This window comes from Tabrizicola fusiformis (genome assembly GCF_013328815.1).
In the GTDB taxonomy this organism is placed as follows: Bacteria; Pseudomonadota; Alphaproteobacteria; order Rhodobacterales; family Rhodobacteraceae; genus Fuscibacter.
The window spans coordinates 104,334-130,301 of sequence record NZ_JABUHN010000007.1 but is presented as its reverse complement, the minus strand read 5'-3'; the positions used below and the strand labels follow the sequence as shown (position 1 = coordinate 130,301).

Genomic DNA, 25,968 nt, shown 5'->3' with positions numbered 1-25,968 from the left:
GGGGCGCGGAAGGAAGGCAGACGAGTTGGGCACCGATATGCCTCAGGACGAGGGTGCGCAGGCAGGCGAAACCGCCCCGCGCGTCGCGCGCAAATATGACATGCGTCGGCTGTCCTATGCGGGAACTTTCACCAACCCGTTCAAATCCGGCACGATCCGCGCGCTGGAATGGTTGACGGCGAAGGTGCAACTGCTGTCGCTGATCCGCAGTTTCGAGAAATCCGGCGCCCCCTTTGGCGCGCCGTTCTGGCCCAAGGCGATCCGCCACATGGGCATCCGCATCGACACGCCCGAGGCCGAGATTGCCCGCATTCCGAAGACCGGGCCGGTTGTGGTGGTGGCCAACCATCCCAGCGGGCTGGTCGATGGCATGATCATGGCCGAGATGGTCAACCGCGTGCGCTCGGATTTCCGCATCCTGACACGCTCGCTCCTCACCGGCATCCCCGAGGTCGAGGAATTCATGATCCCCGTCCCCTTCCCGCATGAGGAAAATGCGCGCGAGGCGGGGCTGGAAATGCGCAACCAGACCATGGCGCATCTGAAACGCGGCGGGGTGATCATCCTGTTCCCGGCGGGCAAGGTGGCGATGTCGGAAACATGGTTCGGCCCCGCGGTCGAGGCGGAATGGAACGTCTTCACCCACAAGATGATCCAGCGGTCCGGCGCGATGATCGTGCCGATCTATTTTCCCGGCCAGAACAGCCGCATGTTCCTGATCGCCAACAAGATTTCCGACACGCTGCGGCAGGGCCTGTTGCTTTACGAGATCAAGCGCAGCCTGTTCAAGCCGCAGCGCCCCTTCATCGGCGAACCGATCCCGCCAACTGTGTTGCAGCAATGGGAGGGCAACCCGCGCGGCTTCCTCGCATGGCTGCGGCAGCACACGCTGAACCTTGGCAAGGGCGGCTGACCCTCAGTCCAGCCCGTCTTTGCCCAAAAGGGTGCGGCCCGTCCGGTCCTCAAGCTCAATCAGCCAGAGGTCCGGGTCGCGCAGTTTCTGCCGCCGCAGGCCGGCATCGACATCCGGCTCATCGCCCTCGGCCAGCACCATCCAGACCCGCGCATCCGCCATCAGGTCATAGCCGCGTTGCCAGGCGCGGGCGCGGCCGTCCAGCGTGGCGACCTTGACCACCACCGCCCCCGAAACCGGATCACCCTTGGCCGTGACATAGGCCGGAATATCGGCCATCCGCAGCCGCGCCAGATAGGCGGAAACCCAGACATGCGTGGCAAGGCGGATCAAAGGGGAACCCCCGGATGACAGGTCTTTTCATTCGACAGCCGATGGCCGGGCTGCGAAACTCTGCGGGCAAGGTCAAGGAGATACCGCCCGATGTCCACCCCCGCCAAACGTCCGCCGCTTGCGCCGCGCCTTGTGATCCTTGCCGGAGGGCTCACGCTTTTTGCGGCCAATTTCCTCAAGACGGCCCCCGCAACCCAGGCGATGCTGCAAATCGGCGGCGGTCTGGTGGCGCTGGCCGGGCTGGTCTGGTTCTTCCTGATGTTCCGGCGGCGCTAGGGCGGCCTGCGCTCAGGCGTCGCCGTCCTTGAAGTCGAGCCCCATCTCGGTGTAGCGCTCGGCCTCTTCCAGCCAGTTTTCCCGCACCTTCACCTGCAGAAACAGATGCACCTTGCGGTCAAGGAAGGTGGAAATCTCGGCCCGGGCAGCGGTGCCGATGGCCTTGATCGTCTCACCGCCATTGCCCAGCACGATGCCCTTGTGCCCATCACGGGCGACATAGACGATCTGGTCGATCCGGGTCGAACCGTCGGGCTTGTCCTCCCATTTCTCGGTTTCCACCGTGAGCTGGTAAGGCAGTTCCTCATGCAGGCGCAGGGTCAGCTTTTCGCGCGTCATTTCGGCGGCGATCATCCGCATCGGCAGGTCGGCGATCTGGTCTTCGGGGTAATACCATTCCCCCTCGGGCAATTGCCCGGCCAGCCATTGCCGCAGCTTGTCCACGCCGTAACCCTTTTCCGCCGAAATCATAAAGGTTTCGGCAAAGGGGAACGCCTCGTTCATCTTCTGCGCCAGCGCCAGCAGCACTTCGGCCTTGACCCGGTCGATCTTGTTGATGGCCAGCGCCACCGGCTTGCCCCGGGGCATCTCGTCGCGCATCCGGTCGATGATGGCTTGCGTGCCCTCGGTCAGGCCGCGATGCGCCTCGATCAGCAGCACCACCACATCGGCATCCGCTGCGCCGCCCCAGGCCGCCTTGACCATCGAACGGTCAAGCCTGCGGCGCGGGCGGAAAATGCCGGGCGTATCGACAAAGACGATCTGCGCCCGCCCCTCCATGCAGACGCCGCGAATGCGCGCCCGCGTGGTCTGCACCTTATGCGTCACGATCGAGACCTTGGCCCCCACCATCCGGTTGAGAAGGGTGGACTTGCCGGCATTCGGCTCGCCGATCAGCGCGACAAAGCCGGCGCGGGTGGGTTCAGTCATGGGGGCCTCAATCTGCATATCGCAGCCGCATAGTCCAATTGCCCCGCTTTGGCGAGTCTAAAGGGCCGCCCTAGCTGCCCTGCTCCATCCGCGACAGCAGGGCGCGGGCGGCCATCTGTTCGGCCACGCGCTTGGAGCCGGCGCTGGCGCGTTCGGTGGCGCCGTTGGCCAGCGTCACCGCAACCGTGAAGACCGGCTGGTGGTCGGGGCCGCTGCGGCCCGCCTCAGCATAGACCGGCGGCGGCATGGCGCGGGCCTGCGCCCATTCCTGCAAGCTGGTCTTTGGGTCGCGGGCATCGGGGGCCACCGCGCCGATCCGCGGCCCCCAAAGCCGCAGCACCAGCGCCCGCGCCGCCTCGAATCCCGCATCCAGATAGACGGCGGCAATCAGTGCCTCCATCGCGTCGCCCAGCAGCGCCTCTTTCCGCCGCCCGCCCGACATCATCTCGGACCGGCCCAGTTTCAGCACCTCGCCCAGCCCGATTTCGCGGGCGACCTCGGCGCAGGTCTCCTTGCGCACCAGCGCGTTGAAGCGGGGGGCAAGCTGCCCCTCGCTCGCGCCGGAATCGGCGGCCAGCAGCGCCTCGGCCATCGACAGGCCCAGAACGCGGTCGCCCAGAAACTCAAGCCGCTGATTGTCGGCCCGGGTGGGCGAGGAGATGGAGGCATGGGTGACCGCCTGCACCAGCAACGCCGGCTTGCCGAAGGCATGGCCGATGCGCCCCTCGAACGCCTTCAGATCGGCAGAGAGCCTCATGCCGCCACCCCCCGCGCGCCCGCCGCCGTCCCGCAGGGTCGCGGGGCAGTGCAGGGGGATCGCAGCGGCAGCAGCGTCATGGCAGCTTACTCGATAGCCTCAAAGAAACGGTCCATCCGCCAGGTCCAGAAAAACAGCATCGAACGCCCGGCAGACGAGAAGATCACCCGGTCAGCCCGGCCGATCAGATATTCCGCCGGGACAAAGCCCACGCCGCCGACCGCCTGCGAAAAGCGGCTGTCCTGGCTGTTGTCGCGGTTGTCGCCCATGAAGAAGTAATTGCCTTCGGGCACAGTGAAGACATCGGTGTTGTCGGCAAAGCCGTTGTCCTCGATGTTCAGCACGTCATGCACATGGCCGCCCGGCAGCGTCTCGCGGAAGCGGGGGCGGGTGCAGACGCCGCCCTGACCCACCGGATCATTGGCGCAGCGCGGCATGTTGCCCATCGGACCCTGCGGCTCTTTGATTTCCTCAAAGGTGCCGGCGGGTTCCTGCGGTGCCACGGCGCCGTTGATGTAAAGCAGCCCGTCCTTGACCTGAATCTTGTCGCCCGGCAGCCCGATCAGCCGCTTGATCATGTCCGAGCCGTTGACCGGATGGCGGAAGACCACGACATCGCCCCGCTCCGGCTCGCTCGCCAGAATCCGGCCCGGGATCGGGCAGGCGGCGAAGGGGCAGGAATATTTGGAATAGCCGTAAGCCATCTTGTTGACGAAGATGAAATCGCCGATCAGCAGCGTGTCCTTCATCGACTCCGACGGGATCCAGAACGGCTGGAACAACAGCGTGCGGAACACGCCCGCGATGACCAGCGCCCAGAACAGTGTCTTGACCGTCTCGAGGATGCCGCCTTCGGATTTCGCCATGTCTGGTCCGCCTTTTCGCTTCTGCCGGGGCTACATGCGCGCCGCGCCGCGGGGAGTCAAGTTTCGCGGCCTTCACTTCGGCGGGGCCGCGCCTCGATCACGACAAAGGCCTGGGCCCAAGGGTGATCGTCGGTCAGGGTGACATGCACCACCGCCTCATGCCCGGGTGGGGTCATCGCCGCCAGCCGCTCGGCGGCCCAGCCGGTCAGATGCATCACCGGCTGGCCGGTGCGCAGGTTGGAAACCGCCATGTCCCTCCACGAAATTCCCATCCGCAGTCCGGTGCCCAACGCCTTGGAGCAGGCTTCCTTGGCCGCCCAGCGCTTGGCATAGGTGGCAGCAACGGCCATCGGGCGGCTTTCGGCCTTGCGCTGCTCGCGCTCGGTGAAGACGCGGTTGCGGAAACGGTCGCCGTGCCGGGCCAGCGTGGCCTCGATCCGCTCGATATTGCACAGGTCGCTGCCGATGCCGAGGATCATGGGGCGCCAAATTCCTTGCAAGGAATTTGCAAAACTCTTCGAAGAATTTTGCCCGGAACTTTGGAAAATTCCGGGGTCACGCCCCGGTTCCCCGCGCCTCATCCATGCGGCGGCGCATTTCGCCGATGGCATCTTCCAGCCCCATGAAGATCGCCTCGCCGATCAGGAAATGCCCGATGTTCAGCTCGCGCAGCTCGGGAATGGCGGCAATGGGCGCCACATTGTCATAGGTCAGCCCATGACCGGCGTGAACCTCAAGCCCCAGCGAATGCGCCAGCGCCGCCCCTTTCACCAGCGCGGCCAGCTCCGCCTCGGCCTCGGCCAGACGGCCTTCGGCGTGCAGGTCGGAATAATGGCCGGTGTGCAGTTCCACCACCGCCGCGCCGATCCGGGCCGATGCTTCGATCTGGCGCGCATCATGGCCGATGAACATCGACACCCGGCACCCGGCATCGCGCAGCGGCGCGATGTAATGCGCCAGCCGGTTTTCGTCGCCCGCCACGTCAAGTCCGCCCTCGGTCGTGCGCTCTTCGCGCTTTTCCGGCACGAGGCAGACCGCATGGGGCCGCAGCCGCAGCACGATGGCGGCCATCTCTTCGGTCGCGGCGCATTCGAAGTTCAGCGGAATGCCGATCCCGGCGCGCAGCGCCTCCATGTCGGCGTCGCGGATGTGGCGGCGGTCTTCGCGCAGATGGGCGGTGATGCCATCGGCCCCCGCTGCTTCGGCCAGCAGCGCCGCCCGCAGCGGATCGGGCCAAGCCGAGCCGCGCGCATTGCGCACCGTCGCCACATGGTCGATGTTCACACCCAGCCGCAGCCTGCCATCCGTCATCGCCAACGCCTCTCCCAACCCGTGCCGTTCCAGTTTAGGGCGTGCCGGGGCCATCGTCATCCCCCGCCGCCTCGTTGCGGTGCGGTTTCAGCCGCTGCGCCGCCTCAAGCAGCGCCTCCTTGATATGCCGCCGCCGCTCGCCCCGTTCTTTCGCCTTGGCGGCGCGGGCGTTCTGATAGGCCTGCACCAGCGGGATGGTGATGTAATAGGCGATCAGCGAGATCACGATGCCCGGCACAAGGGCGCCGATGAAATAGGGCACATAGATGTCGTGCCAGAATTGCAGCAGCCCGTCCCAGCGCGTCACCTCATCGGTGAAGACGGCGCGCAGGTTGAACCAGATGTCGCGCCCGGCGTTTTCAAAGGCGCGGGCAATCGCCCCGGCCGACAGCGCAGTCTTGACCCCCATCATCCAATGGCCAAGCGACATTGCCAGCACGGCAAAGAAGGGCGTGGTCAGCGGGTTGGTGTTGAACGTCCCCAGCAGCGCGGCAAGGATATTGCCCCGCATCAGCCGCGCCAAGGCCCAGGCGCCGACGAATTGCAGCCCCGGCAGCGGCAGAAAGCCGATCAGGCTGCCGGCAAAGATGCCGCGCGCCACGCGGTGCGGCGTGTCGGGCACGCGGCGCATCCGGTGGATGACATAGCGCGTCGCCCGGCGGAACCCGCCCCGCGGATAGACCATCTCGCGCAGCCAGGCGCCCCAGCCCAGCGGTTCTCGTCTTTTGAAGACCACGCCGTTCCCCTTCCGGTGTGGCCCGCAGGGGCCACCTTTTTGCCCTTACAGGACTTCCTTCATCGCGTCACCTGCCGATGGCAGGTGACTTTGCCGCAGCGTCGCGCAGACGTGTCAGCCGCTCCTGACGCCGCCGCAGCCGCATCGCCTGATAGGCCGCGATCAGCGGCAACGAGGCCATATAGCCCGCCGTGGCAGCAATCACCCCCGGCACAAGCCCGCCCACCAGATAGGGCAGGAAGAACCCGTCCCAAAAGCTGGCCAGCCGCCCCCAATCGGTTTCGGCCGGGGTGAAAATGGCCAGCAGATTGTGCCAGACCTCGGCTCCCGCCCCGGCGAAAGCTTGCAGAATATGGGCGGCGGGCGGCGCGCTGGCCATGTTGCCCAGCATCAGATGACCCAGCTCCATCGACAGCACGGCGATGAACGGAAAGGTCAGCGGATTGCCCACCAGCGTTGCCAGCAGGGCCGCAACGACATTGCCCCGCATCGCCACGGCCAAGGCCGCCCCCAGCCCCAGATGCACGCCGAAGAACGGCGTGAATGACACAAATATCCCGGCCCAGATGCCACGCGCGATGCGCTGCGGCGGATCGGGCAGCCGCGTCAGGCGCACCCAGACATAACGCGCAGCCCGACGCCATCCGCCCCTTGGGTAGACCAAAGCCTGCAACCGTTCGGGCAGGGTCAACCGGGTTCGGCGTCTGAAAACCACGCGACCGTCCTTTCTGCCCGCTGGGGCCAACCCCTCAGGGTTTGCGAGTCTTATCGCGGTGACGCGACACCTGTGCGACATCGGTTTCCGCTTCGAGCGCCGTCATCACCATATGCAGATGCTCGACATCGCGCAGGTCCACATCCACCAACAGCCGGAAGAAATCCGGCTTGCGCTCGGTGAACCGCAGGTCCGAGATATTGGCCTTCTGTTCCCCGATCAAGGTGCAGATGCGTCCCAACACCCCCGCATCATTCGAGATTGTAAGCTCAAGGCCAACCGTGTTCACGGCCTTGTGACGCCCGGCGTGCCAGTGCAGGTCCACCCAGCGGTTGGGCTGTTCTTCAAATTCGACCAGCGCGGGGCAGTCGATGGCGTGCATCACCACGCCCTGACCGCGATAGGTGATGCCGACGATCCGCTCGCCCGGAAGGGGCTGGCAGCAGGGCGCGCGGCGCACCGACTGGTCATCGGGCAGGCCCAGAACCGGGCGGGCATTGTCCACCTCTTCCCCCGCGGCCAGCGACAGTTCGGGATAGAGCGTTTCCACCACCTTGCGCGCGGTCAGTTCGGCGCTGCCCAGCCGGGCCAGCAATTCGGCCTCGTCGGGAATGCCCAGCATCTTGGCGGCGGTGCGCAGGGCCTTGTCGGTGGCCTTCTTGCCGACATGCTCGAACGCGGCGCGGGCAAGCTCCTGCCCAAGCCGCACGAAACGCCCGCGATCCTCTTCGCGCAAGGAGCGCCGGATGGCCGCCTTGGCGCGGCCCGTCGTGACGATATCCACCCAGCTTGCCTGCGGGCGCTGCCCCTCGGCGGTGATGATTTCCACCGACTGGCCGTTCTTCAGCCGGGTCCAGAGCGGCACGCGGATGCCGTCCACCTTGGCCGAAACGCAGGAATTGCCGATCCGCGTGTGAATCGCATAGGCATAATCCAAGGGCGTCGCCCCGCGCGGCAACTGCACCACATCGCCCTTGGGCGTGAAGCAGAAGACCTGATCGGAATACATCTCAAGCTTGACGTTTTCCAGAAACTCGTCGTGGTCGCCCTCGTCCAGCTTTTCGGTCAGGGTCGAAATCCACTTGGCCGGATCGACGGCAAAGGGGTTCTTGGCGCGCACGCCCTCGCGGTAGGACCAATGCGCGGCCACCCCCGCCTCGGCCACTTCATGCATTTCGCGGGTGCGGATCTGCACCTCGACCCGCTTGCCATCACGGCCGGACACAGTTGTGTGGATCGAGCGGTAGCCGTTCGATTTCGGTTGGCTGATGTAATCCTTGAACCGGCCCGGCACCGCACGCCAGCGTTGGTGGATCACGCCAAGGATGCGGTAGCAGTCCGCCACCGAATCGCAGATCACGCGGAAGCCATAGATGTCGGAAAGCCGGCTGAAGGCCAGGTCCTTTTCCTGCATCTTGCGCCAGATCGAATAGGGCTTTTTCGCCCTTCCATAGACCGAAGCCTCGATCTGCACCTTTTCCAGCTCGCTGCGGATATCGGCGGTGATCTTGTGAACCACATCGCCCGCCTCGCGCTGCAACGTCAGAAAGCGGCGGATGATCGAGTTGCGCGCCTCGGGGTTCAGCACCTTGAAGCCAAGGTCTTCCAGCTCTTCGCGCATCCATTGCATCCCCATGCGACCGGCAAGGGGGGCAAAGATCTCCATCGTCTCGCGGGCCTTCTGGGCCTGCTTTTCGACTTTCATCGACTTTATGGTGCGCATGTTGTGCAGGCGGTCGGCCAGCTTGACCAGAATGACCCGCAGATCCTTGGACATCGCCATGAACAGCTTGCGGAAGTTCTCCGCCTGCTGGCTGTGGGTCGAGGACAGTTGCAGGTTGGTCAGCTTGGTCACGCCATCGACCAGTTCGGCCACCTCGTTGCCGAACAGGCGTTCCACCTCGGCATAGGTCGATTTGGTGTCTTCGATCGTGTCATGCAGCAGCGCGGTGATGATCGTGGCATCATCCAGATGCTGCTCGGTCAGGATGGCCGCCACCGCGACGGGATGCGTGAAATAGGGCTCGCCCGATTTGCGGAACTGCCCCTCGTGCATCTTGGTGCCATACGCATAGGCCGTGCGGATCAGCTCGGCATTGCAACGCGGATTGTAGTTGCGAACAAGGGCGATGAGGTCTTCAACGTCGATCATCACCGCCCCTTGGCGCCCTTTCGGGTCTTACAGCTCGCCCTGCGCTTCCATCAGCGCGCGGAGGAGTTTTTCTTCCGACATGTCGTCCTGCATCGGGCGGTCAATCTCACCCGACATCAGAAGCGCCATCTGATCGTCTTCCGGCTCGTCAACCTCGATCTGGGTCTGATAGCTTTCGATCATCCGCTCGCGCAGAACCGAGGCGATCTGGGTCTCTTCCGCGATCTCGCGCAGCGCGACCACCGGGTTCTTGTCATTGTCACGGTCCACCGAAGGGACCGAGCCGGACTGGATTTCGCGCGCACGATGGGCGGCCAGCATCACCAGCTCGAATCGGTTCGGAACCTTGTCAACGCAATCTTCAACCGTCACGCGGGCCATTGGAAACTCCACTCGGGCAGGGGATCGGGAAGCGCCTGTTTAGGCGCGAAACTTGGGCTTGACAAGCGGATAATCAGAGGTTTGCGCCAGAGTCAAGGCTGGCATCAAGCGCGACCACCTCTGCCCGGGCCGCTTGCGGCAGGTCGGCCAGCATCTCGGCCACGCTGCGGCCCAGCACCGGATGCTGCCAGTCCGGCGCCACATCGGCCAATGGCACCAGCACAAAAGCCCGGTCCTGCATCCGCGGATGCGGCAGGATCAGCCGGTCGGGCGTCTCTTGCGCCTGCGCCTCGGGGGGCAGGTCGTGCCAGTGGCGGAACCCCGCCAGATCGGGCGCCACCGTATCGCCCACCGCCAGAAGGTCGATGTCCAGCGTCCGCCCGCCCCAGCGCCGCAGCCGCTCGCGCCCGAATCGGGCCTCGATTTCATGCAGGCGTGCCAGAATTTCCGAAGTGACAATTTGATGACGCAGCGTCAGAACCGCCGCCGCATTCACATAGTCGGGACCGGCCCCGGCCGGAAAACAGGGCGTCCGGTAAAGCCTGCTCAGGCGCAGGTCGCCCAAAGCCCCGCCGTTCAGCGCGGCAGCGGCAGCCAAGATCGTTGATTCCGGCTGCATTCCGCCGAAGGGCAGGTTTGCGCCAAATGCAACCAGGACGTGCTTTTCGTGGGGGCTCACCGATGCTAACCTTGACTCGTGCCGCAGGGGACTACCCTTTTGGCGGGGTTGTGGGCACAGATGCCGTTTGCCATATGTGACGGGTTCACCGTCGATTTCGCTACAATACGTTGGTCACTCACGGAAGCGCGATTGGTGAATATTTTTTCGAGGGGAAGACGGAATGTTTTACAAGGACGAACGGCTCGCGCTGTTCATCGATGGTTCGAACCTGTATGCGGCCGCCAAGGCGCTGGGTTTCGACATCGACTACAAGCTTCTGCGACAGGAATTCATGCGACGGGGCAAACTGCTGCGCGCATTCTATTACACCGCATTGCTTGAGAATGACGATTACTCGCCGATCCGCCCGCTGGTGGACTGGCTTCATTACAACGGCTTCACCATGGTCACCAAACCGGCCAAGGAATATACCGACAGTCAGGGCCGCCGGAAGGTCAAGGGCAACATGGACATCGAACTGACGGTCGATGCCATGGAACTTGCACCGCGGATGGACCATGCCGTGCTGTTCTCGGGCGACGGCGATTTCCGCCCGCTGGTGGAAAGCCTGCAACGTCAGGGTGTTCGCGTCTCTGTCGTCTCGACCATCCGGTCGCAACCGCCGATGATCGCCGATGAACTGCGCCGTCAGGCCGACAATTTCATCGAGCTGGACGAGTTGCGCGAAGTCATCGGCCGCCCGCCGCGTGAACCGCGCCCCCTGCTGGCCGAGCGTCCCGAAGACGCCGACATCGAAGGCAAGTGAGCAGCGTTGAAGCCGAAGGACCGGGGCAGGGGACTGTTCCGGTCTTGCCGCTTGCGCTGCTGCACTACCGGCTGACCCCCGCCGACGCCCTCGCCTGGGAGATGCTGCCGACCGAGGCGCGTGGCTGGGTCAAACTGGCCCTCTTCGCGCCCTGGATCATGCTGGGGCTGGGCTGGGGCGCAATCGACGGCCACGACCTGCCGTTCTGGCAACATGCCGCACTGGCCAGCGCCCCGGCGCTTGCGGTCTGGGCGCTGTCGCAAGTGCTGATGGCGCGGGGCCGGCAGCGCCGCGCGCTTGCCCGCATCCCCGCCCCCGTGGACATGATCTGCGAGGTTTGGGGCGATCACCTCTCTGCCCATGCCGTGGGGCAGCCGCAGGCCGCGCTTATCCTTGCCCCCGAAACCATCCGTCAGGTGGTCCTTACGCCCGACAGGCTGTTTCTTGACGCAGCCTCCAGCCTGCTGATCCTGCCGGGCGCCGCCTTTGCCGGTGCCGAAGACATGGCCGCCTTTGCCGCCCATTGGGACAGCCTCTCGCAACAGGCGCAGCCCTGATGGTGGCGGCCACGGTCTGGGCGGGCCTTGGCGGCATGGCGCTTTCGGCCTTTGCCGCCGCCAGCCCGCTGCCCTTTCAGTCCGAGCCGGTCTTCCTTGGCCTTCTCGCCACCGATACTGTGCCGCTCTGGCCGCTGCTGATCACCGCCAGCCTCGCCAATACCGCAGGCTCCATGGTCACCCATGCCATCGGGCGCGCGGCCGGCGCGGGGGGCAGCCGCTGGCTCCCCCTTTCCGACCGCCGCCGCGCCCGGGCCGAGGCGTGGTTCGCCCGCTGGGGCCGCTGGTCGCTGTTGCTCAGTTGGGCGCCGGGCGGTGATATCCTTGTGGCGCTTTCCGGTCTTGCCCGCCTGCCGGTGCTGCAGACCCTTGCCCTTGTCGCGTTCGCCAAGACCGCCCGTTATGCCGCGCTTGCGGGCCTTGCCCGTCTTGTAACCGGCTGAGGCTGGACCTTGTGCCCCGCAGGCCCTACATCGGAACCGGCTGCCTTCATCTTGGCCCAAATATCCAGATTCCCCGCTGCCCGAGGCCGCCCCATGTCCGACCTGCCGCCCCTGACCCTCCTCCTCGCCGCGCCGCGGGGGTTTTGCGCCGGCGTGGACCGCGCCATCAAGATCGTCGAAATGGCGATCGAGAAATGGGGCGCCCCGGTCTATGTCCGGCACGAGATCGTTCATAACAAATTCGTGGTCGATGAACTGCGGGCCAAGGGCGCGGTTTTTGTCGAGGAACTCGACGATGCACCCACCGACCGCCCGGTGATCTTCTCGGCCCATGGCGTGCCGAAATCGGTGCCCGCCGCCGCTGCCGCCCGCAACATGATTGCCGTTGATGCCACCTGTCCCCTCGTGACCAAAGTGCATTCCGAGGCGCATCGCCACCATGAGATGGGGCTACAAATGGTGATGATCGGCCATGCCGGGCATCCCGAAACCATCGGCACCATGGGCCAACTGCCCGAAGGTGAGGTGCTGCTGGTGGAAACCGCTGCCGATGTTGCGGGCCTTCAGGTCCGCGACGAGGCGCGCCTTGCCTTCATCACCCAGACCACGCTGTCGGTGGACGATACCGCTGGCATCGTGGCCGCGCTGAAGGATCGTTTCCCGGCCATCATCGGCCCGCATAAGGAAGACATCTGCTATGCCACCACCAACCGGCAGGCGGCGGTCAAGGCCATTGCGGGCCGGATCGACGCGCTTCTGGTGATCGGCGCCCCCAATTCCTCCAACTCCAAACGTCTGGTCGAAGTGGGCCGCGCCGCCGGTTGCGCCTATTCCCAACTGATTCAGCGCGCCGCCGACATCGACTGGCGCGCGCTGGAGGGTATCCGCGCCGTGGGCGTCACCGCCGGCGCCTCGGCCCCCGAGGTGTTGGTGAACGAGGTGATCGACGCCTTCCGCGCCCGTTTCGCCACCAATGTCGAACGGGTAGAGACCGCGCAGGAAGACATCGAATTCAAGGTGCCCCGCATCCTGCGCGAACCTGCCTGACCGAACTTGCCCGACGGCGTGCGCGGGCGGGGGGCTGACAGCCCGCCGTGCGGGCGCTAGGCTGGCGGCACTCCTCTGGACCCGTCATGCTGCGCCGCTTTCTCGCCCTTGTCCTGCTGCTGCTTGCCGCCCCCTCTGCCGCCTTGGCGCAGGAGGAGGTGACCTATGATCAAATGCGCGCGCTGGCCGAAGGGCCCTTCGCCTCGCTGACCCAATTCCTGCCCCTGACCGAACCGGCGCTGGCCGCGCCCTGCGATCTGACGCGCCCCGGCCAAAGCCATGCCATCCTGTTCGGGGCCGACAGTTTCGGCCCCGGTTCCGGCGCGGTGCTGGCCGGGGCTGCCAATTCCATCGCCCTGATGGCCGAGGCGCTGACCCGCCGTGGCCTGCCCGCCGACAATATCCTGCGCCTCGACGGCGCCAATGCCACCCGCGCCGCGCTGGCGCAGGGTGCCGAGGGGCTGCTCTGGCGGCTTGGCTGCACCGATCATGTCGTTCTTTACATCACCGGGGTTTCCGCCAGCACCAAGAGCATCGCGGAATGGATGACCGGCGGCTGGTCCAAGGATGACTGGATTTCCGCCTCGGCGGAAACCGACCCCCTGATGCGCGGCATCGTTTCGTCGGCGCCGTTCCTGCTGGGCAATCCCTCGACCGCGACCGAGCAGGAAATCCTCTCCGCCGCAGCACTTTCGGAACTGGTCACCCGGCTGCGCAACCGCGCCGCGCATGTGACACTGATCCTCGATACCACCTATGCCGCCGGGTTCGACATCGCGGCGCGCCAGATGCGGGTGGACCCGCGCCTGCTCTGGCGCGAAAGCCGCGGTAGCCAAACCGCCGGGGGCGAAGCCCCGCTGCCCACTGCCCTGTCGGCACGCGCCGGGGCGCTGTCGCTTCTTTACAGCGCCGACCGCACCTCGATGTCTGCCGAAATGCGCCTTCCCGACGACAGCCCGCAATCGCCGGTCTACAACCTTTTCGGCTTCAAGCTGGCCGCCGCGATTCAGGCCGATGCCGCCCTGACCGTGCCGTCGCTGGGCCGCGCCATCGCGGCCATCTCGCTTGCGCCGCAGTATCAGCACTACCAGAACCATGTGATCGAGACGACCGACGCCAGCCTGCCGATCCTTGCCGAACTTGCCGCTGCCGCCCCGGTGCCGCCCGCCGTTCCGGCCGATGGGCCGGATGTCATCCGCATCACCGCCCCCGAACCCAGCCGCACCGCCGCCGCGCTGGACGATCCGGTGCTGACGCTAAAAGGTGCGGTCCACTGGCCCGAAGACACGCTGATCGTGCTGGTCGGCAAGGAACAGGCCCTGTCGCGCGCCGATGGCAGCTTTCAGCATGAGGTGGCGCTGCAACCCGGCCTGAACCGGATCGAGATCATGGCGATGACCCGCGACAATCGCCAGCATTCCAAGGTGATCGAGGTGACCTATTCCGGCGGTGAGGTGGCCCGCGCCGGAACCGGCAAACGCTATGCCCTGCTGATCGCCAATCAGACCTATGGCGGCACCACCGGAATGCCCGCCCTCGCCACGCCCTTTGCCGATGCCGATGCGCTGGCCGCAGTTCTGACCCGCCGCTATGGCTTTGTCACCGAAGCGACCCTGCCCGATGGCAGCCCGCTGCCGCTTTTGCTCAAGGATGCCAACCGCGCCACGATCGAGGCCACGCTTTTTCACCTGTCGCAGATCGCCGGGGCCGAGGATCAGGTGCTGATCTATTACGGCGGCCATGGCGTGTTTGAAGAGGTGACCGGCACCGCCTTCTGGTTGCCCGCCGATGCCGTCGCCGGGGTTCCGCCCAGCTATCTGTCGGCTTCGGGTATCTCAGAGGCGTTGTTGCGGTTGCAGGCGGGGTCGGTGGTGGTGATTTCCGACAGTTGCTATTCCGGGGCGCTGATGCGGGGGGCGCCGTCGCAGGATTTTGCTGCGCTGGACGCGGTGGACCGCGCCCGGGTGCTGGACCGGCTTTCGGACAAACGGTCGCGTGTGCTGATCACCTCGGGCGCGAATGAACCTGTGGCCGATGGCGGCGGCGATGGCCATTCGATCTTCGCCCGCGCCCTGCTCACCGGGTTGTCCGAGGCGACCGGCCCGATCGCCGCGCAAGAGCTGTTCGACGATTTCGTCTTTCCCATCGTGATCGGCCGCGCCGAACAGGAACCGCAATACCGCCCCATCGCCAAATCCGGCCATGAAGGCGGCGATTTCGTCTTCACCCCGCTCGCCCCCTGACGCCCCGGGGGAGGGCGCATCAGGCCCTTCCCCCCGCCGCCTTGCCGCCCTAGCCTCGCCCGACCCAAGCCGGAGACTGCCATGCGTGCCGCCCTTCTTGCCCTGTTCCTTGCCCAGCCCGCCCTTGCCGCGCCCTGCGGTGGCGACTGGGGCGGCTTCCTGCGGGCCATGACGGACGAGGCGCGCGCGGCAGGCGCCTCCGACGCCGCCATCGCCGCCTTTTTCGACGGGGCCCGCGCCGATTCCAAGGTGCTGAAGGCCGACCGTGGGCAGGGGGTGTTCCGTAAGACCTTTCTCGACTTTTCCAAAAGCCTGATCTCGAAAAGCCGGTTGCAGACCGGCGCCGCCAAATCCGCGGAATGGGACGCCATCTTTGCCCGGGCCGAGAGTGAATTCGGCGTCTCGCGCGGCATCCTTCTGGCCTTTTGGGCGTTCGAGACCGATTTCGGCGCCGTGCAGGGCGATTTCAACACCCGCAACGCCCTGCTGACGCTGGCCCATGATTGCCGCCGCCCCGAGATGTTTCAGCCGCAGGTTCTGGCGGCCATCCTCTTGACCGAAAAGCATGATTTCGACCCGGCCACCACCACCGGCGCCTGGGCGGGCGAGATTGGCATGGTGCAGATGCTGCCCAAGGACATTCTGGAAAAGGGCGTTGATGGCGACGGCGACGGTCTGATTACGCTCAAGACCTCGGCCCCCGATGCGCTTTTGTCGGGGGCCAATCTGCTGCGCCATCACGGCTGGCGCGCCGGAGAGCCGTGGCTGCAAGAGGTCACGCTGCCCGAAACGCTCGACTGGTCGCTGACCGGGCTGCAAACCGAACGCCCCGCCGCCGATTGGGCCGCGCTGGGCGTTGCCCCGCGTGAAGGGACTTTCGCGGACCTTCCCGCCTCGCTTCTTCTGCCGCAGGGGCGCAAGGGGCCGGCCTTTCTCGCCTATCCCAATTTCAAGGTGCTGTTCGAGTGGAACAAGAGCTTCGTCTATGTCACCACCGCCGCCTATTTCGCCACGCGGTTGCAGGGGGCGGCGCCCTATGCCGCCGGAAACCCCGACCCGGCGCTCTCGCCCGAAGAAATGACTGCCCTGCAACAGGCGCTGGCGGCGCGCGGCCATGATGTGGGCAAGATCGACGGTATCCTTGGCGCCGCCACCCGGGCCGCGGTGCAGGCTGAACAATCCCGCCTTGGCCTGCCCGCCGATGGCTGGCCTACGGTGGAGTTGCTGAATGCCCTCTGATTTCGTCACCGCCGCCGAACTCGCCGCCGCCCTGCCGCAGGTTCTGGCCGCCCCGCGCGACGCGGCACCCATCACCGGCCTCTGCCGCCGCCCCGGCTTTGGCCTGCGCGAATTTCCTGAAACCCTTGCTATGACCCGCGCCGAAGGCGTGCCGGGTGAACGCTGGCTGACGCTGCCCTGGCTGAAACTGCCCGATGGCAGCCCCGATCCGTCGATCCAGGTTTCCATCCTGCCCTCCCGCGTGCTGGACCTGATCTGGCGCGACCGCGCGGGCACGGTGCATCCGGGCGACAACATCGTGGCCGACCTCGATTGCAGCCTTGCCAACCTGCCGGCCGGCAGCCTGATCGCCGCCGGAACCGCCGTGCTGCGGGTGTCAGACGAGTTCAACGACGGCTGCGTCAAGTGGAAGGCGCGCTATGGCCGCGATGCCAAGGACTGGATCACCCTGCCGGGCCACCCTGAACTGCGTCTGCGCGGCATCTATTGCGCGGTTGAACGTGATGGCGAGGTAAGGCTTTCCGACAGATTGCAAATCCTGCGCCGCGGCGCTTGACACAACGGTCAGAGGAAGGCTGGACTGGGGCCATTGAGCCTGCCCCATTGCCTGTCCGCGGAGTTTTCCCATGACCGTTCAGAGTTCCAACGATGTCCATGGCCGCAGTTGGATCTACGATCCCGATGTGGTCTATGCCATTGTCCGCGCCGCCGTGCGCGCCCGCATCATGCGCAACCGCTCGCGCGTGGTGACCGAAAATCCGGCCTGGTATTTGCCCACCACCTATTACCTCGACACCAACTGGCAGGGCTACCGCCCCGAGATGGAGGCAGAGGCGGCGCGTTATTGGCAGAATGCGCAATTGCAGTTGCGCCGGGCGCCCGACACCTTTTTCGGCTCGCTGATCGGGCTGGTGAATGATGCAATCAATGACAACAACTGGCATCGCAACACCTCGCAGGATTGTATGCGCCGCTCTTCGGCGAATATCGGGCGGGTGGTGGACAATTGGGAAACCGCGCTGACGGCAACCCGGGTGGTGCGCGATGCTTCGGCCACCATCCTGATCGTCACGGCGGGGGTCTTGGTGGCGCCGGTCGGCGCCGGGGCGGCAGCGGCGGCCAGTTCCGGCATCGGCATGGGCGGCGCGACGACGATGCTCGCTACCGGCTCGGTGATGCGCGGCGCCTTCACCTATCAGGACACCGGCAATGTCGGCTCGGCCATGATCAATGCCGCGGGCAGTTTTACCGTGGGCATGATCGGTCTGGGCGGCGCCTCGGCCACCCTGACCAGCGCCGAAGCGGCGACGGTTCTGGTGATCGGCGCTTCGGCGCAGGGGGTGACCTCGGGCGGTCAGGCGCTGGTCGAGGGCAAAAGCATGGAACAGGCTGCGGCGGCGGCCCTGATCGGTGCCGGAAGTCAGGCGCTGGGCGGGGTGGTCGGCAACCGGATGGGCAATCTTGGCTTCTGGACGCAGGTCGGCACCGGCACCCTGATCGACGTGACCGGCAATCAGATCAGCAACCGGGTGGTGGATGCGATCGGCGCCCCAGCCACGCCACCTGCCGCGCGTGGCAATATCGACTTTCTCGGCCTGCCCGCCGGGGCCTCCGAAGCCTATGTCCGCCAGTTCGCCATGCGCCCGCGCTAGGCTTGCCTGACCCGCGCCGGAGGGGTGCCCCACCCCTCCGGGCCTCCCCGGCGCAAACTGGCCCGGCTACATCCCCTCGCCACGCGCCCGTTGGGCGCGGCGCCAGTCCAGACAGGCCACCACCAGCGCCTCGGCCAGCGCGGCCCAGTGCAGCAGCGCCGCCACATCCCCCGCCGCGATCCGATGCGCCAGTCGCGTCTCGCCCTGCCAGATGTCCAGTTCGGCCCCCGGATGCCGCGCGGCCCAATCGGCCCGCTGCGCCGCCGTTGCCCGCACCGGGCGGCTGATGGCCAGATCCCAGCCTTCCGGCCCCTCGGCCCCGGAAAACTCCACATCTGCCGAAATCAGCCGGGCAAAGACCCGCCCGCCTTCCTCCTCCACACCGGGAAAACCCGCGCTTCGCAGCGCCTTTGCCAGACCGCTCATGCCACGAGCGCCGCCGCGCGTTTGAGGTCCACCGAGACCAACTGGCTGACCCCCTGTTCCGCCATGGTCACCCCGAACAGCCGGTCCATCCGGCTCATCGTCACCGCGTGGTGGGTGATGATCAGGAACCGGGTTTCGGTGCGCCGTGTCATCTCGTCCAGCAGGTCGCAGAAGCGGGTCACATTGGCATCGTCCAGGGGCGCATCCACCTCGTCCAGCACGCAGATCGGTGCCGGATTGGCCAGAAACACCCCAAAGATCAGCGCCAGCGCCGTCAGCGTCTGTTCCCCGCCCGAGAGCAGGGACAACGTGGACAGCCGCTTGCCCGGCGGCTGCGCCATGATCTCCAGCCCCGCCTCCAGCGGATCATCCGATTCCACCAGCACCAGCCGCGCCTCGCCACCGCCGAACAGATGGGTGAACAACTGGCCGAAATTGGCATTCACCTGTTCAAAGGCGGTCAACAGCCGCTCGCGCCCCTCGCGGTTCAGGCCCGCAATGCCCGAGCGGAGTTTCTTGATCGCCTCTTCCAGATCGACCTTTTCCTTGACCAGCGTGTCATATTCTTCGCTGACGGCCTTGGCATCCTCTTCGGCCCGCAGGTTCACCGCACCCAGTGCCTCGCGCTGGCGTTTCAGGCGCTGCACCTCGACATCCAGCGCCTCGGCTGGGGGCATCTTGTCGGGGTCAAGCCGCAGCGTGTCCATCAACTCGCCGGGGCTCGCGCCCATCTCTTCGCGCAGCCGCTCGACGGTCAGGTTGCAGGTCTCGCGCGCCGCTTCGGCGCGGGCCTCGGCACGGGCGCGGGCCTCCCGCGCTTCGCCGGCTGCGCGTTCCGCCTCGCGCTCGGCATCGCGGGCAGCCCGCAGGGCGGCTTCGGCCTGCGACAGCGCCTCGGCCGCCTCGGTGCGGCGGGCCTCGGCGCTGGTGATGGCGTCCGAAAGCTCCTCGCGCTTGATGGCGATTTCCTCGGGCGCGGCACTGGCCTCGTCAAGCTCCTCCTCGGTTTCGGTCTTGCGGGCGGCGAGTTCGGCAATCCGCCGCCCCGCCGTTTCCAGCCGGTGCTTCCAGCCCGAGATTTCCTTGACCGCTTCCTGCCGCCGCCGCACCCGCGCCTCGCCCTCGCGGCGCAACTCGTCCTGCGCGGCGCGACGCGCCATCATGGTGATGCGGGCGCCCTCCACCCCCATGCGCGCGGCCTCCACCGCCGCCCGCGCGGCATCGAGATCGCCCAGATCCTCCAGCGCCGCGACCGCCTCTTCCAGCCGCTCCTGCGCTTCGGCCAGATCGTCGGCATGGCGCCGCACAGCGGCCCGGGCCGCCTCAAGCTTGCCCTCCGAGATCGAACGGTCCGCCTCGGCCCGCGCCGCCGCCCGGTTCGCCTCGGCGACCCGCGCATCCGCCGCGCGCCGCGCCTCGCGGGCCAACTGGTCGGCGCGGGCCAGCGCGGCAAGCTGCGCCTGCAAATCCTCATGCGCCAGACGCGCCCCTTCGGCCCGCGCCGCCACCTCTTCCAGATCACGTTTCAGCCGGGTCAACTTGTTCAACTGCTGCAACCGCAAGGCACTCGCCTGTGGTGCATCCTCGGCCCCGGCGCGGAACCCGTCCCAGCGCCAGAGGTCGCCCTCGCGGCTGACCAGCCGCTGCCCCGGCTGCAAATCGGCCTGCAACCGCGCGCCGTCGCCCCGCGCCACCAGCCCGATCTGCGACAGCCGCCGCGCCAGCACCGCAGGCGCCCCCACATGGCCCGCCAGCGGCAGGGCGCCCGCCGGCAGCGCCGCTGCATCGTCATAGCCCGGCAAGGCGACCCAGCCCGAGGGCTGATCCCCCGCCACTTCCGCCGCCCGCAGGTCATCGGCCAGCGCCGCCCCCAGCGCCTGCTCGAACCCCGGTTCCACCTCCAGCCGGTCCAAGAGCTGATGCCCGCTCGACGCCTCACGCGCCACCAGCCGCGCCAGCGCCGCCACCTCGGCCCGCAGCGCATTCGCCTCGCCCTCGGCCTCGGACCGCGCCGCACGGGCATCCGCCTCACGGCCCTGCACGGCACCGCGCGCCTCTTCGGCCCGGGCCAGCGCCTCATCCGCCGCTTCTGCCGCGGCAACCGCCGCTTCCTGCGCCTCTTCCGCGCCCTCCATCGCCTCGCCCGCCGCCGCAAAGGCGACCTCGGCCGCCCGCACCGCCTCACCCGCCCGGGCGGCCTCGGCTTCGGCCCGCGCCAGACCGGCCCGGCTGTCGCCCAGCATCCGCTGCGCCGACTGGTGCCGCGCCGCCAGCCGCGCCGCATCCTCGGTCGCCTCCGACAGCACCGCCTCGCGCCCGGTCAGCGCCGCCCCCGCCTCGCGCGCCGCGTCCGAGGCTTCTGCCAGCCGCTCCTCATGGCCCTCATGGGCGCGGGCCAGTTGCTCCACCTCCCAGTCCAGCCGGGCAATCACCTCGCCCGCATCGCGGTTCAGCCCGCCTTCCCGTTCGGCATCGCGGTCAAGTTCGGCAATCCGGCCCCGCAGCGTGTCGATCAACTGCCGCGCCCGCGCCTCCTGATCGTTCAGCCCGTCGCGCGCCACGTTGAGCCGCTGCAGGATGGCCGCCGCAATCGCCTCTTCCTCGCGCTTGGGCGGCAGGGCATCTTCTGCCGCCGCCACGGCCTTGCCCGCCGCCCGCGCCGCCGCCTCGGCCTGCACCGCCTCAACCAGCCGCAGCCGCAACGCCCGCTCGGCCTCTTCGCGCGCCTGATCCGCCTCGCGCCAGCGGCGCAGCAACAGCATCCCCTCGCTGCGCCGCAACTCGTCGCCGATTTCGCGGTAGCGCGCCGCCTGCCGCGCCTGCCGGGTCAGCGTGGACAATTGCTGCGCCAGTTGCTCCAGCACATCATCCACCCGCAGCAGGTTTTGCTCGGCGCCCTGCAGCTTCAGCTCTGCCTCGTGCCGCCGCTGATACAGGCCCGCGATCCCCGCCGCATCCTCCAGCACCCGCCGCCGCGCCTTGGGCTTGGCATTGATCAGTTCAGAAATCTGCCCCTGCCGGACCAGCGCCGGAGAATGCGCCCCGGTCGAGGCATCGGCGAACAGCATCTGCACATCGCGCGCCCGCAGATCCTTGCCGTTCAGCTTATAGGCCGAACCGGCCTCGCGGGTGATCCGCCGCACGATCTCGATCTGATCCGTGTCGTTGAAGCCCGAGGGTGCCAGACGGTCGGCATTGTCCAAGACCAGCGCCACTTCCGCGAAATGCCGCGCGCCCCGGGTGGCCGCGCCGTTGAAGATCACATCTTCCATCCCGCCGCCGCGCATCGCCGTCGGACGGTTCTCGCCCATCACCCACCGCAGCGCCTCCAAGAGGTTCGACTTGCCGCAGCCGTTCGGCCCGACAACGCCGGTCAGCCCCTCATGGATCACCAGATCCGTGGGATCGACAAAGCTCTTGAAGCCGTTCAGGCGCAGCCGGGAAAAACGCAAGGGGCCTCCATGGGGTCGATTTCCCACTGTGGCCCAAGCGTGGGGTGAGTCAACCGTCCCGCAGCAGCATCTGGCGGGTTCCCGCCGCTTATCCCCAAGATATTGTTTTCACCGCCGCCGGCGGGGCGTATCCTGCCTGTATCTACAGAAAAAATACGAAAGAAATACGGGAAAGTTACGCAGAAACTACGCCGAATCTGGACTCATCGGCAGCAGGCCGACAATCCCCTTGCCCTTCGCCCGCCGCGCGCTTTTGATGGCGGCGGAGGTGCCCATGATCCCACCCTTTTCCGGCGGCTGTCTCTGCGGCGCCACCCGCTACCGCTGCACCGCGCCGCCGCTCTGGCAGGGGCATTGCCACTGCGCCAGTTGCCGCCGCGCCACCGCCTCGGCGCTGGCCTCGTTTTTTGGCATGGCCGACGGCGCTTGGGAGTGGACGGGCGCAGCGCCGCAGGAATATCTATCATCTCCAGACACTTGGCGCAGTTTCTGCCCGCGTTGCGGCACACCGATGTCCTATCACTCCGCCCGTTTTCCCGGTGAGCGGCACTTCTACGCCGCCACGCTCGACACACCCGAAGCCTATGCCCCGACCGAACATTTCCACCGCGATCAGGCCCTGTCCTGGTTGCACCTTGCCGACGGACTGCCCAACAGATGATGCCCTATCTTCTTGATAAAGCCGCAGATTTCGGCCCGGTCCTGCGCCTGATCCAGTCCGAATTCGCCTATATGGAGGGCCGGATCGACCCGCCCTCCTCAATGCGCGACCTGACGGAACAGACTTTGGCCGCCGCACCGGAAGTCTGGGCGCTGGGCGATCCGCCAGTGGCCTGCATGGTGCTGACACCAAAGGATAATTTCCTCTACCTCGGCAAGCTTGCCGTGGCCGCCGGCCATCGCGGACAGGGCCTCGCCCGCCGTCTCGTCACCTTGGCCGAAGAACGAGCCGCCACCCTCGGCCTGGCCGGGGTTGAACTGCAAACCCGCATCGAACTGATTGAAAATCAACAGGCTTTCCGTGCGATGGGCTTTGCCGAAACCGCCCGCACCGCCCATAAAGGCTATGCAAACCCCACCTCGATCACCTTCCGCAAGGAGCGCCCATGATCCCCGCCCTTCTCGCCATCTTCTCCTGCCAACTCGCCGGAGAGGCCATTGCCCGCGCCCTCTCGCTGCCGCTTCCGGGGCCGGTCTTGGGGATGGTGCTGATGGTGCTGGCGCTGGTCCTGTCGCCGCGTCTGGCGGCCTTGGTGCAGCCGGTGGCGCAGGGCATCCTCTCCCATATGTCGTTGCTTTTCGTGCCCGCAGGGGCAGGTGTTGTGGGCCACATCGCCACTCTGGGCGCGGATGGCGTGCCGGTCTTTCTGGCGCTGCTCGGCTCCACCGTGCTGGCCATCGCCGCCGGCGCCCTGACCTTCGCCGGCGTCGCCCGCCTTATCGGAAGCCGCGATGATGACTGATTTCGCCGAAATATGGACCTACCTCAGCCGCGCGCCCCTGCTTTGGCTGACCGCAACCCTTGCTGCCTATGCCATTGGAAACACGCTGTTTATTGCCGCAGGACGCCGCCCGATTGCCAATCCGGTCCTGATCGCTGTGGCCATCCTCGCCCCGCTCCTCTGGCTCACCGGCACCCCCTATGCCACCTATTTCGAGGGCGCCCAGTTCGTCCACTTCCTCCTCGGCCCGGCCACAGTCTGCCTTGCCCTGCCGCTCTGGCAAAACCTGCCGCGGGTGCGCAAGGCGGCGTTGCCGATGCTGGCGGCGCTTGTCGCGGGCTCCACAACCGCTGTGGCCTCGGCCCTCGGCATCGCCTGGATGCTGGGGTTGCAGGGCGGAATGCTCGCCTCGCTCGCCCCGAAATCGGCCACGGCACCCGTGGCCATCGGCATTTCCGAAGCCATCGGCGGATCGCCCACGCTGACGGCGGTTCTGGTGATCCTGACGGGCATCATCGGGGCCGTCGTGGCCACGCCGCTTCTGAACCTTCTGGGCCTAAAGGACTGGCGCGCAAGGGGATTTTCTGTCGGCGTCGCCGCCCATGGCATCGGCACCGCCCGCGCTCTGCAGGTGCATCCTACGGCGGGGGCCTTTGCCGGCCTTGGCATGGGCCTGAACGCGGTGCTGACCGCCTTCATCGCCCCGGCCATCTTGGGGCTGTTTCACTAACCCATTCATCTTGGCCCAAATATCCCCGCCGGAGGCTCCCCCGGTTAAGCCAGGTGCGCCCGGAAACTGCGGATCACCTCTTCATAAACCGCGCGTTTGAACGGCACGATCGAGGCGAGCATGTCGTCCGCCGCGATCCAGCGCCATTTGGCAAATTCGGGGTGTTCGGTGGCTATATCCACCTGATCGTCGCGGCCGAGATAGCGCAGCAGGAACCATTTCTGCTTTTGCCCCCGATACTTGCCGCCCCAGACCTTGCCCAGCAATTCGGGCGGCAGGTCATAGGTGACCCAGCCATGGGTCTTGCCGATGAACTCCACCAACTCGCGCGGGATGCCGGTTTCCTCCCACAATTCGCGGTAGGCGGCCTCGCGCGGCTTTTCGCCGTCGTCGATGCCGCCCTGCGGCATCTGCCAGGCGGGCGCGGGGTTATCCAGCCGCTGGCCGGCGAAAACCAGCCCCTCGGCGTTGATCAGCATCACGCCCACGCAGGGGCGATAGGGCAGGTCGGTCGTAGTGTCAGCCATGGGTGCCTCGGGCAGGAGCGGGCGGGGCGGCGGATTTGCTGGCAAATCCGCCGCCCCGCTTCGCGGATCAGGGCTTCGGGGCGACGGCGGCAAGTCCGCGCAGGATATCAACGGCATAGGCCAGTTGGTAATCCTCGTCCCGCAGCTTGGCCGCCTCTTCGGTGCGCGCCCGCTCTTCTTCCAGAAGCTTCTTTTCATCCTCGGACATCGAGTCATTCGACAGCACGCCGCGCAGATCGGCTTCTGAACGTTGCGCCGCGGCGGTTTCCTCTTCCGTCGCCGTTTCGGCGGCCGGATCGACCAGCGGTTGCTTGACCACGATATCGGGCATCACCCCCAGCGCCTGAATCGAGCGGCCCGAAGGCGTATAATACCGCGCCGTGGTCAGACGCATGGCGCCTTCGCCCTTCATCGGGATAAGGGTCTGGACCGAGCCTTTGCCAAAGCTCTTGGTGCCGACCACGATCGCCCGGCGGTGGTCCTGCAAGGCGCCCGACACGATTTCCGAGGCCGAAGCCGAGCCGCCGTTGATCAGCACGACAACCGGCTTGCCCTGTGCCAGATCGCCCGCCGTTGCATTGAACCGTTCGCCATCCGCCGGGTTGCGGCCCCGGGTCGAGACGATCTCGCCGGTTTCAAGGAAGGCATCCGACACCGCAATCGCCTGATTGAGCAAGCCGCCCGGGTTGTTGCGCAGGTCAATCACAAAGCCATTCACCTTGTCGATGCCGCCCGCCTCTTCGACCATCTTTTTGATGCCCTCCTGAACGCCCGGGAAGGTCTGGTCGTTGAAGGTGGAAATCCGCAGCACCACGGTATTGCCCACCAGCCGCGGCTTGACCGCGACCATCTTGATGGTGTCGCGGATCAGCGAGACGTCGAACGGATCGGCCACCCCCTCCCGGACGATGGTGATGACGATTTCGCTGCCGACCTCGCCGCGCATCCGTTCAACCGCATCGTCCAGCGTCAGGCCCAGCATCGCCTCGCCGTTGACATGGGTGATGAAATCGCCCGACTGGATGCCCGCCGCATCGGCCGGGGTGCCGTCCATGGGCGAGACCACCTTCACAAAGCCGTCTTCCTGCGTCACTTCGATGCCCAGACCGCCGAACTGGCCGCGGGTCTGCACCTGCATGTCGCCAAAGGCTTCTTCGTTGAGATAGCTGGAATGCGGGTCAAGCGAGGTCAACATGCCGTTGATCGCGGCTTCGATCAGCTTCTTGCTGTCCACCTCTTCGACATATTGGGCGCGGATACGCTCGAAAATGTCGCCGAACAGGTCAAGCTGTTCATAGACAGAGCTATTCTGCGCCGCCTCTTGCGCGATCAGCGGGCCGGCGACCTGCGTGGTCAGCAGCGTTCCCGCCAAGGTGCCGCCCAGCGCGGCCATCAGAAGTCGTTTCATTGCAC

Annotated in this window: 29 protein-coding genes; 14 read left to right on the top strand and 15 right to left on the bottom strand. The window is 66.5% G+C overall.

All coding sequences use genetic code 11. The annotated features are described in order from the left end of the window. Nucleotides 1-37 precede the first annotated feature (37 nt). The gene (locus tag HS053_RS12695) at nt 38-913 is read left to right on the top strand and encodes a lysophospholipid acyltransferase family protein (protein WP_174211623.1); all 876 of its coding nucleotides are present in this window, start codon (nt 38-40) and stop codon (nt 911-913) included. Nucleotides 914-916: 3 nt separating this feature from the next. Here HS053_RS12695 and HS053_RS12690 read toward each other — a convergent pair whose 3' ends face one another. Beyond that, nucleotides 917-1,246: a DUF1491 family protein gene (locus HS053_RS12690; protein ID WP_174211622.1), complete on the bottom strand. Its 330-nt coding sequence runs from the start codon at nt 1,244-1,246 to the stop codon at nt 917-919. Between the two features lie 90 nt (nt 1,247-1,336). Between HS053_RS12690 and HS053_RS12685 the strand changes: the two genes are divergently transcribed. Next, nucleotides 1,337-1,522 (top strand): hypothetical protein, encoded by a 186-nt coding sequence (locus tag HS053_RS12685; protein WP_174211621.1) that lies wholly within the window; start codon nt 1,337-1,339, stop codon nt 1,520-1,522. Nucleotides 1,523-1,534: 12 nt separating this feature from the next. Here the strand turns inward: HS053_RS12685 and era are convergent, their stop codons facing one another. The 10 genes from era to folK all read right to left on the bottom strand — a co-directional run bounded on the left by era (nt 1,535) and on the right by folK (nt 10,049). Continuing rightward, nucleotides 1,535-2,452, bottom strand: coding sequence for a GTPase Era (gene era / locus HS053_RS12680; RefSeq protein ID WP_174211620.1), 918 nt, complete (start codon nt 2,450-2,452; stop codon nt 1,535-1,537). A 70-nt stretch (nt 2,453-2,522) separates the two neighbouring features. Continuing rightward, a complete protein-coding gene (rnc, locus tag HS053_RS12675) occupies nt 2,523-3,209 on the bottom strand; it encodes a ribonuclease III (protein WP_174211619.1) in 687 nt (228 codons plus the stop codon). Nucleotides 3,210-3,295: 86 nt separating this feature from the next. After that, a complete protein-coding gene (gene lepB / locus HS053_RS12670; protein ID WP_174211618.1) occupies nt 3,296-4,075 on the bottom strand; it encodes a signal peptidase I in 780 nt (259 codons plus the stop codon). Between the two features lie 56 nt (nt 4,076-4,131). Next, the gene (gene acpS, locus HS053_RS12665) at nt 4,132-4,554 is read right to left on the bottom strand and encodes a holo-ACP synthase (protein WP_174211617.1); all 423 of its coding nucleotides are present in this window, start codon (nt 4,552-4,554) and stop codon (nt 4,132-4,134) included. A gap of 76 nt (nt 4,555-4,630) precedes the next feature. Next, nucleotides 4,631-5,386: a pyridoxine 5'-phosphate synthase gene (locus tag HS053_RS12660; protein WP_174211791.1), complete on the bottom strand. Its 756-nt coding sequence runs from the start codon at nt 5,384-5,386 to the stop codon at nt 4,631-4,633. A gap of 34 nt (nt 5,387-5,420) precedes the next feature. After that, a complete protein-coding gene (locus HS053_RS12655; RefSeq protein WP_174211616.1) occupies nt 5,421-6,122 on the bottom strand; it encodes a DUF2062 domain-containing protein in 702 nt (233 codons plus the stop codon). 67 nt (nt 6,123-6,189) lie between these two features. Beyond that, the gene (locus tag HS053_RS12650) at nt 6,190-6,837 is read right to left on the bottom strand and encodes a DUF2062 domain-containing protein (RefSeq protein ID WP_174211615.1); all 648 of its coding nucleotides are present in this window, start codon (nt 6,835-6,837) and stop codon (nt 6,190-6,192) included. A 34-nt stretch (nt 6,838-6,871) separates the two neighbouring features. After that, nucleotides 6,872-8,989, bottom strand: a complete 2,118-nt coding sequence (locus HS053_RS12645) for a RelA/SpoT family protein (RefSeq protein ID WP_174211614.1) — start codon at nt 8,987-8,989, stop codon at nt 6,872-6,874. Between the two features lie 27 nt (nt 8,990-9,016). Beyond that, a complete protein-coding gene (rpoZ, locus tag HS053_RS12640; RefSeq protein ID WP_174211613.1) occupies nt 9,017-9,370 on the bottom strand; it encodes a DNA-directed RNA polymerase subunit omega in 354 nt (117 codons plus the stop codon). A gap of 73 nt (nt 9,371-9,443) precedes the next feature. Then, on the bottom strand, nt 9,444-10,049 hold the full coding sequence (gene folK / locus HS053_RS12635) for a 2-amino-4-hydroxy-6-hydroxymethyldihydropteridine diphosphokinase (protein ID WP_174211612.1): 606 nt from the start codon (nt 10,047-10,049) through the stop codon (nt 9,444-9,446). A 163-nt stretch (nt 10,050-10,212) separates the two neighbouring features. Between folK and HS053_RS12630 the strand changes: the two genes are divergently transcribed. The 8 genes from HS053_RS12630 to HS053_RS12595 all read left to right on the top strand — a co-directional run bounded on the left by HS053_RS12630 (nt 10,213) and on the right by HS053_RS12595 (nt 17,978). Beyond that, a complete protein-coding gene (locus tag HS053_RS12630; protein WP_174211611.1) occupies nt 10,213-10,797 on the top strand; it encodes a LabA-like NYN domain-containing protein in 585 nt (194 codons plus the stop codon). After that, complete coding sequence (locus HS053_RS12625; RefSeq protein WP_174211610.1) at nt 10,794-11,354, top strand: hypothetical protein; 561 nt, start codon at nt 10,794-10,796, stop codon at nt 11,352-11,354. Before HS053_RS12630 ends, HS053_RS12625 begins: the two co-directional genes overlap by 4 nt. Next, the gene (locus tag HS053_RS12620) at nt 11,354-11,797 is read left to right on the top strand and encodes a YqaA family protein (protein ID WP_174211609.1); all 444 of its coding nucleotides are present in this window, start codon (nt 11,354-11,356) and stop codon (nt 11,795-11,797) included. Before HS053_RS12625 ends, HS053_RS12620 begins: the two co-directional genes overlap by 1 nt. Before the next feature lie 93 nt (nt 11,798-11,890). Next, nucleotides 11,891-12,844 carry a 4-hydroxy-3-methylbut-2-enyl diphosphate reductase gene (gene ispH / locus HS053_RS12615; protein ID WP_174211608.1) on the top strand — a complete coding sequence of 318 codons (954 nt, stop codon included), beginning with the start codon at nt 11,891-11,893 and terminating at the stop codon, nt 12,842-12,844. Between the two features lie 86 nt (nt 12,845-12,930). Further along, on the top strand, nt 12,931-15,087 hold the full coding sequence (locus tag HS053_RS12610) for a caspase family protein (protein ID WP_174211607.1): 2,157 nt from the start codon (nt 12,931-12,933) through the stop codon (nt 15,085-15,087). Between the two features lie 81 nt (nt 15,088-15,168). Next, complete coding sequence (locus tag HS053_RS12605) at nt 15,169-16,326, top strand: lytic murein transglycosylase (RefSeq protein ID WP_174211606.1); 1,158 nt, start codon at nt 15,169-15,171, stop codon at nt 16,324-16,326. Further along, the gene (locus HS053_RS12600) at nt 16,316-16,882 is read left to right on the top strand and encodes an MOSC domain-containing protein (RefSeq protein ID WP_174211605.1); all 567 of its coding nucleotides are present in this window, start codon (nt 16,316-16,318) and stop codon (nt 16,880-16,882) included. Before HS053_RS12605 ends, HS053_RS12600 begins: the two co-directional genes overlap by 11 nt. A gap of 70 nt (nt 16,883-16,952) precedes the next feature. Continuing rightward, complete coding sequence (locus HS053_RS12595) at nt 16,953-17,978, top strand: hypothetical protein (protein ID WP_174211604.1); 1,026 nt, start codon at nt 16,953-16,955, stop codon at nt 17,976-17,978. Nucleotides 17,979-18,044: 66 nt separating this feature from the next. On the opposite strand, the gene HS053_RS12590 is transcribed toward HS053_RS12595, so the two are convergent. After that, entirely contained in the window at nt 18,045-18,404 is a 360-nt protein-coding gene (locus tag HS053_RS12590) for a hypothetical protein (RefSeq protein ID WP_174211603.1), read from the bottom strand. Continuing rightward, nucleotides 18,401-21,856 (bottom strand): chromosome segregation SMC family protein, encoded by a 3,456-nt coding sequence (locus tag HS053_RS12585; protein ID WP_174211602.1) that lies wholly within the window; start codon nt 21,854-21,856, stop codon nt 18,401-18,403. Before HS053_RS12585 ends, HS053_RS12590 begins: the two co-directional genes overlap by 4 nt. A gap of 274 nt (nt 21,857-22,130) precedes the next feature. On the opposite strand from HS053_RS12585, the gene HS053_RS12580 reads away from it, so the two are divergent. Genes HS053_RS12580 through HS053_RS12565 form a run of 4 tightly spaced genes read left to right on the top strand, consistent with a single transcriptional unit; the run spans nt 22,131 to nt 24,028 of the window. Further along, the gene (locus HS053_RS12580; protein WP_174211601.1) at nt 22,131-22,517 is read left to right on the top strand and encodes a GFA family protein; all 387 of its coding nucleotides are present in this window, start codon (nt 22,131-22,133) and stop codon (nt 22,515-22,517) included. Beyond that, nucleotides 22,514-22,966 carry a GNAT family N-acetyltransferase gene (locus tag HS053_RS12575; protein WP_174211600.1) on the top strand — a complete coding sequence of 151 codons (453 nt, stop codon included), beginning with the start codon at nt 22,514-22,516 and terminating at the stop codon, nt 22,964-22,966. The genes HS053_RS12580 and HS053_RS12575 overlap by 4 nt, the downstream gene beginning before the upstream one ends. Continuing rightward, nucleotides 22,963-23,319, top strand: a complete 357-nt coding sequence (locus HS053_RS12570) for a CidA/LrgA family protein (protein WP_174211599.1) — start codon at nt 22,963-22,965, stop codon at nt 23,317-23,319. Before HS053_RS12575 ends, HS053_RS12570 begins: the two co-directional genes overlap by 4 nt. Beyond that, nucleotides 23,312-24,028: an LrgB family protein gene (locus tag HS053_RS12565; protein ID WP_174211790.1), complete on the top strand. Its 717-nt coding sequence runs from the start codon at nt 23,312-23,314 to the stop codon at nt 24,026-24,028. Before HS053_RS12570 ends, HS053_RS12565 begins: the two co-directional genes overlap by 8 nt. 44 nt (nt 24,029-24,072) lie before the next feature. On the opposite strand, the gene HS053_RS12560 is transcribed toward HS053_RS12565, so the two are convergent. Both HS053_RS12560 and HS053_RS12555 read right to left on the bottom strand, forming a co-directional pair. Further along, nucleotides 24,073-24,555 (bottom strand): RNA pyrophosphohydrolase, encoded by a 483-nt coding sequence (locus tag HS053_RS12560; RefSeq protein ID WP_174211598.1) that lies wholly within the window; start codon nt 24,553-24,555, stop codon nt 24,073-24,075. Between the two features lie 67 nt (nt 24,556-24,622). After that, nucleotides 24,623-25,963, bottom strand: a complete 1,341-nt coding sequence (locus HS053_RS12555) for a S41 family peptidase (protein ID WP_174211597.1) — start codon at nt 25,961-25,963, stop codon at nt 24,623-24,625. Nucleotides 25,964-25,968 lie beyond the last annotated feature (5 nt).

Bases quoted from the DNA above. Each gene is read 5' to 3' on its own strand.
- HS053_RS12620 (WP_174211609.1), top strand. From the start codon at position 11,354: ATGGTGGCGGCCACGGTCTGGGCGGGCCTTGGCGGCATGGCGCTTTCG.
- HS053_RS12600 (WP_174211605.1), top strand. From the start codon at position 16,316: ATGCCCTCTGATTTCGTCACCGCCGCCGAACTCGCCGCCGCCCTGCCG.
- HS053_RS12660 (WP_174211791.1), bottom strand. From the start codon at position 5,386: ATGACGGATGGCAGGCTGCGGCTGGGTGTGAACATCGACCATGTGGCG.
- HS053_RS12610 (WP_174211607.1), top strand. From the start codon at position 12,931: ATGCTGCGCCGCTTTCTCGCCCTTGTCCTGCTGCTGCTTGCCGCCCCC.
- lepB (WP_174211618.1), bottom strand. From the start codon at position 4,075: ATGGCGAAATCCGAAGGCGGCATCCTCGAGACGGTCAAGACACTGTTC.
- HS053_RS12565 (WP_174211790.1), top strand. From the start codon at position 23,312: ATGACTGATTTCGCCGAAATATGGACCTACCTCAGCCGCGCGCCCCTG.
- HS053_RS12575 (WP_174211600.1), top strand. From the start codon at position 22,514: ATGATGCCCTATCTTCTTGATAAAGCCGCAGATTTCGGCCCGGTCCTG.
- HS053_RS12555 (WP_174211597.1), bottom strand. From the start codon at position 25,963: ATGAAACGACTTCTGATGGCCGCGCTGGGCGGCACCTTGGCGGGAACG.
- ispH (WP_174211608.1), top strand. From the start codon at position 11,891: ATGTCCGACCTGCCGCCCCTGACCCTCCTCCTCGCCGCGCCGCGGGGG.
- HS053_RS12580 (WP_174211601.1), top strand. From the start codon at position 22,131: ATGATCCCACCCTTTTCCGGCGGCTGTCTCTGCGGCGCCACCCGCTAC.
- HS053_RS12590 (WP_174211603.1), bottom strand. From the start codon at position 18,404: ATGAGCGGTCTGGCAAAGGCGCTGCGAAGCGCGGGTTTTCCCGGTGTG.
- HS053_RS12605 (WP_174211606.1), top strand. From the start codon at position 15,169: ATGCGTGCCGCCCTTCTTGCCCTGTTCCTTGCCCAGCCCGCCCTTGCC.
- HS053_RS12630 (WP_174211611.1), top strand. From the start codon at position 10,213: ATGTTTTACAAGGACGAACGGCTCGCGCTGTTCATCGATGGTTCGAAC.
- era (WP_174211620.1), bottom strand. From the start codon at position 2,452: ATGACTGAACCCACCCGCGCCGGCTTTGTCGCGCTGATCGGCGAGCCG.
- HS053_RS12685 (WP_174211621.1), top strand. From the start codon at position 1,337: ATGTCCACCCCCGCCAAACGTCCGCCGCTTGCGCCGCGCCTTGTGATC.
- HS053_RS12570 (WP_174211599.1), top strand. From the start codon at position 22,963: ATGATCCCCGCCCTTCTCGCCATCTTCTCCTGCCAACTCGCCGGAGAG.
- acpS (WP_174211617.1), bottom strand. From the start codon at position 4,554: ATGATCCTCGGCATCGGCAGCGACCTGTGCAATATCGAGCGGATCGAG.
- HS053_RS12695 (WP_174211623.1), top strand. From the start codon at position 38: ATGCCTCAGGACGAGGGTGCGCAGGCAGGCGAAACCGCCCCGCGCGTC.
- HS053_RS12560 (WP_174211598.1), bottom strand. From the start codon at position 24,555: ATGGCTGACACTACGACCGACCTGCCCTATCGCCCCTGCGTGGGCGTG.
- rnc (WP_174211619.1), bottom strand. From the start codon at position 3,209: ATGAGGCTCTCTGCCGATCTGAAGGCGTTCGAGGGGCGCATCGGCCAT.
- rpoZ (WP_174211613.1), bottom strand. From the start codon at position 9,370: ATGGCCCGCGTGACGGTTGAAGATTGCGTTGACAAGGTTCCGAACCGA.
- HS053_RS12645 (WP_174211614.1), bottom strand. From the start codon at position 8,989: ATGATCGACGTTGAAGACCTCATCGCCCTTGTTCGCAACTACAATCCG.
- HS053_RS12595 (WP_174211604.1), top strand. From the start codon at position 16,953: ATGACCGTTCAGAGTTCCAACGATGTCCATGGCCGCAGTTGGATCTAC.